The organism is Mesorhizobium sp. M4A.F.Ca.ET.090.04.2.1 (assembly GCF_003999085.1).
In the GTDB taxonomy this organism is placed as follows: Bacteria; Pseudomonadota; Alphaproteobacteria; order Rhizobiales; family Rhizobiaceae; genus Mesorhizobium.
Genome location: NZ_RZOT01000515.1, coordinates 1 through 4,469 on the forward strand (window position 1 = coordinate 1; position 4,469 = coordinate 4,469).

Sequence of the window (4,469 nt, forward strand, 5' to 3'; positions counted from 1 at the left end):
GACATGGGCGGGGCGGTGCCGGCTTCGCTCAGCCGGGCGCTGACCGAGATCCATCAGGAAGGCATCCGCTTCCCGCCGATGAAACTGGTGCGGGAGGGCGTCTTCGACGAGACGATCCTGCGCATCATGAGCACCAATGTGCGCAAGCCCGACCTCAACATCGGCGACATCAAGGCGCTTGTCGGCGCGCTCAACACCGGCGAGCGCAAGATCCAGGCAATGGTGCGGAAGTTCGGCAAGGCCGGCTTCATCGAAGGGGTTGCCGCGCTTCTCGATCATGCCGAGGCGCAGGCGCGCGACGTGCTGCGCGCCATGCCCGACGGCACCTGGGAATTCGCCGATTACGCCGACGAGGATTCGGTCGAGGCCAATCCCTGCCGGCTGAAGCTGACGCTGACGATCAAGGGCGACGAGGCGGTGCTCGACTTCACCGGCTCCGATCCGCAGTTGGGCTCCTCGCTCAACGTGCCTTCAGGTGGCGACCCGCGCCACACCATGCTGCTGGTCGGCGTCTACTACGTGCTCTACACGCTCAACCCGAAGATCCTGCTCAACACCGGCCTTACCCGGCCGTTCACCTGCATCACTCCCGAGGGATCGGTGCTGAACCCGGTCCACCCCGCAGCCGTCGGCATGCGCTCGCTCACCTGCGCCCGACTGCGCTCGGTCATCTTCGGCGCCTTCTCGCAAGCAGTGCCCGAGCGCCTGCCCGCGGCGCCGGCCGGCAACAACTGCATCGTCAACGTCATGACTGTCGACGAGCGCAGCAGCCGGACGGTCATCGCCGCGGTTAACCCGGTGGTCGGTGGCGGCGGTGCGATGCCGCATCGCGATGGGACCAACGGATCGGGCGCCGATGCCGCCTATCTCAAGAACACGCCGATCGAAATCACCGAGACCGAGACCCCGGTCGAATTCGTGAAATACGGGCTCGCCAGGGACAGCGGCGGGGCGGGCCGCTGGCGCGGCGGGCTGGCGACCGAGATGGCCTTCCGCGTCTTCGCGCCCGACTCCAGGATCACGGCGCGCAACCGCGACCGCAGTTTTTTCCGTCCCTGGGGCGTGCTCGGCGGTAAGGCGGCCGGCCTGTCGGACATGGTCGTCAATCCGGGGACCGAGCACGAGCGGCGGCTGGGCAACATCGACACCGCGGTGCTGCAGCCCGGCGACCTGCTCGATATCCGCTCCGCCGGAGGCGGCGGGCGCGGCGATCCGCATCTGCGCGAACCCTGGCGGGTCGCACAGGACGTTCGGCGCGGCTATGTTTCGGAGGCATCGGCGGAGCGCGACTATGGCGTCGTCCTACGCGACGGCGAGGTCGACGAGCAGGCGACGGAAAGGCTACGCGCGCGGCACAAGCCGTCCGCTGGCCATTTCCATTTCGGTCCAGAGCGCGACGGCTACGAAGCGCAATGGACCCCTGCGGCATACGACCGGCTCACCGCCATACTGAGGGACCTGCCGATCCACTGGCGGTTCTTCGCCAAGACCGAGATCTTCCGCCGCATGAGAGGGCGCTCCGGGCCGGAGGGCGTGCAGGCGGCCTTCGATGCGGCGTGCGAACGGTTCCCCGAACTGCCGCGTCCTCGCCCGGTGCGAGAGGCCGCTGAATGATCAGCGCCGGCCGCATCGTCCGGCTGGCCGAGCGCGACCGGGTAGAGGTGAATTTCTTCCTCGATGGCGAGATGCGCAGCGCGCTGGCCGGCGATACGCTGCTGACCGCCATGCTGGCGTCGGGACAAGCCTTACGAAAGTCCGAGTTCGGGCCTGAACCCCGCGCGGGCTTCTGCCTGATGGGAGCCTGCCAGGATTGTTGGGTCTGGCAGGAAGAGGGGCCGCGCCTGCGCGCGTGCACAACCCCTATCGATGAGGGCATGCGGCTGCGCACGACGCCGCCGGAGAGCTGGCCGTGAGTGACGCTTCATCGCCGAAGATCGTGATCGTCGGCGCCGGTCCGGCTGGCATAAGGGCCGCGGCGGTGCTGGTCGAGGCCGGGCTGCACCCGATGGTGATCGACGAAGGCAATCGCGCCGGCGGTCAGATCTATCGTCGCCCACCGGACGGATTCGTCCGCACGCCGGGGCAGCTCTATGGCTCGGAGGCGGCGAAGGCGCGCTCGCTGCATGAACTGTTCGACCGGTTGGCCAAGGAGGGGCGCCTTACCCATTGCGCAGCGAGTTCGGTCATCGCCGCGCAGGAGGGACGGCTGCACGTGCTGGGGGAGGACGGCGTGCAGCTAGTCAACTATGACCGCCTGATCCTTGCCACCGGCGCATCCGATCGCGTCGCCCCGGTCCCCGGCTGGCAGAGCGCCGGTGTCTACAGCCTCGGCGCGGCGCAGATCGCGCTCAAGGCGCAGGGCGTGGCGCTTGGGCGGCGGATCGTCCTGATGGGATCGGGGCCTTTGCTGACGCTGGTCGGCGCCCAACTCGTCAAGGCTGGAGCGGATGTGGTGGCGGTGCTGGATACATCATCCTGGCGCCAGCAGATGCGGGGATTCCGGGGGCTCGCCGCCCGGCCGCTGGTCGCGCTGCGCGGCCTGGCGCTGCGGGCGAGGCTCGGCGACCGTTACCATGCGGGCGTGACCCTCGAGCTGATCGAGGTCGACGAACAAGGTGTCACCGCGATGCGCTGGCGCGACACCGGCGGCCGCGAACGCGTCACCCCGTGCGACATGATCGGCATGGGTTGGCACTTGCGGGCGGAGACGCATCTCGCGGACCTTGCGGGATGCGCCTTCGCCTATGACGAACAGTGGCGGCAATGGCTGCCGAAGACCGACGAGATGGGTCGCGCCGGGAATGGCGTCTACCTTGCGGGCGATGGGGTTCGGCTCCTGGGGGCGGACGGCGCGGAGATTGCCGGGCGCCTTGCGGCGGTGGCGTGCCTTGCCGATCTCGGGCAATCGGCGCCGTCAGCCAACGGCGATCTGCGCAAGCTCGCGCGGCTCGAGCGCTTCGCGCGCGGTCTGGCCCGCGCCTTTCCCTGGCCGGAGGCAATGGCGCGGGTGTTCCCTGACGACGCGATTGTTTGCCGCTGCGAGAACGTGACTGCAGGAGACATACGCCAGGGCGTGGGTTTCGGCGGCGGTGAGGCCAACAGGGTGAAATCGCTGTCGCGCGTTGGCATGGGGCGCTGCCAGGGGCGCTACTGCCAGTTGGCTGCCGTCGAGCTTGTTGCGGCACAGGCCGGCTGCACGCCCGGCGCCGTCGGCCGGTTTCGCGGACAGGCGCCTGTCCGACCGGCGCCTATTGGCGCTCTTCTGCGGAACGGCTGACGCAATTGGGGATGCCGCGCATTGATGAGGGGTCAAATCCTAGAAATCGGCAACCTTGCCCCAGGCCGAGGCTTCGAAGCGGCGCGGATGGTAGGATGTAGGATCGACGATCGGTTCCGACCCGGTCACCAGATCGGCGACGAGATGACCGGCGCCGGGCCCGATGCCAAAACCGTGTCCCGAAAATCCGGCGGCGAGGAAGAAGCCCGCAATGCTATCGATCTCGCCGATGGCGGGCACGCCGTCCGGCGTGCTGTCGATGTAGCCGGCCCAGGCAGCGCTGATCTTCGTCTTTCTGAGGTCGGGCAGAAGTTCAAGCGCACGGGCATGGGTCAGACGGATGGTGGCCCGGTCCGGAGCCGGATCGAGGATGCGCATGCGCTCCATCGGCGTCGGCTGGTCGAGCCGCCAGCGCTGCAGCGTTTCGTGCCCCGAGCGCACACCTTGCAGTCCGCCAGGCGCGAGGCTACGCCACCGTTTCAGAAACATGGGCAGGAACTGCGACGAGAAGCGCAACTGCTGCGGCGTCACGTCGACGCGACCGCGCCCGCTGATGGCAAGCGTGTAGCCGCCGTCGCCGCGACGCGTGGCCGAGATCCTCGCCGTGTGCAGCGCATCCGGCAGGCCTTCGGCGCCGGGCGAGACGGACAGGATGGAGGAACGGATCGACGCCTGCGGAAAGCGGAAACCGAACTGCCGGCAAAAGGACGACGCCCAGGCGCCGCCGGCCATGACCGCCACTTTCGTGCGGATCGTTCCGCTCTCGGTGACCACGCCGCTCAGGCGTCCGCCCTCGGTCTCGATGCCTCGCGCGGCGCAATTCTGGTGCACGCTGCCGCCGAGCTTGAGGATGGCGCGGGCGACCGCGGGCGCGGCCCGCGACGGGTCGGCGGTGCCGTCGCTCGGCGAGAAAACGCCGCCCTTCCAGGTCCGGCCCGTGGCGCCGCCCCGCTCGCTGGCCTCGGCGCTGTCGAGCATATGGGTGGTCACGCCGGCCGTCCTGGCGAAATCGCGCCAGCGCGCCCAGCCGGCCAGTTCCGCCTCGTCATTGCTGAGATAAAGCAGGCCGCAGCGGCGAAAGCCGGTGTCTTCGCCGGTCGCCGCCGCGAAGCTGCCCCACAGATCGAGGCTGCGGGTCGCCATCGGCAGTTCGCGGGCGTCGCGGTTCTGCTGGCGGCACCATCCCCAGTTC

At 69.0% G+C, this 4,469-nt stretch carries 4 protein-coding genes; 3 read left to right on the top strand and 1 reads right to left on the bottom strand.

The features are described from left to right. The 3 genes from EN781_RS26980 to EN781_RS26990 form a co-directional block, all read left to right on the top strand. Positions 1–1,614, top strand: a 1,614-nt coding sequence (locus tag EN781_RS26980; RefSeq protein WP_127400499.1) for a hydantoinase B/oxoprolinase family protein, incomplete at its 5' end; no start/stop codon positions are given. After that, a complete protein-coding gene (locus tag EN781_RS26985; protein ID WP_126058821.1) occupies positions 1,611–1,913 on the top strand; it encodes a (2Fe-2S)-binding protein in 303 nt (100 codons plus the stop codon). The genes EN781_RS26980 and EN781_RS26985, both read left to right, overlap by 4 nt. Beyond that, entirely contained in the window at positions 1,910–3,277 is a 1,368-nt protein-coding gene (locus EN781_RS26990) for an FAD/NAD(P)-binding oxidoreductase (RefSeq protein ID WP_127400500.1), read from the top strand. Before EN781_RS26985 ends, EN781_RS26990 begins: the two co-directional genes overlap by 4 nt. Before the next feature lie 39 nt (positions 3,278–3,316). Here EN781_RS26990 and EN781_RS26995 read toward each other — a convergent pair. Continuing rightward, positions 3,317–4,469, bottom strand: a 1,153-nt coding sequence (locus EN781_RS26995; protein ID WP_145965643.1) for an FAD-binding oxidoreductase, incomplete at its 5' end; no start/stop codon positions are given.

Coding starts and splice junctions, on each gene's coding strand:
- EN781_RS26985 (WP_126058821.1), top strand. CDS start 1,611: ATGATCAGCGCCGGCCGCATCGTCCGGCTGGCCGAGCGCGACCGGGTA.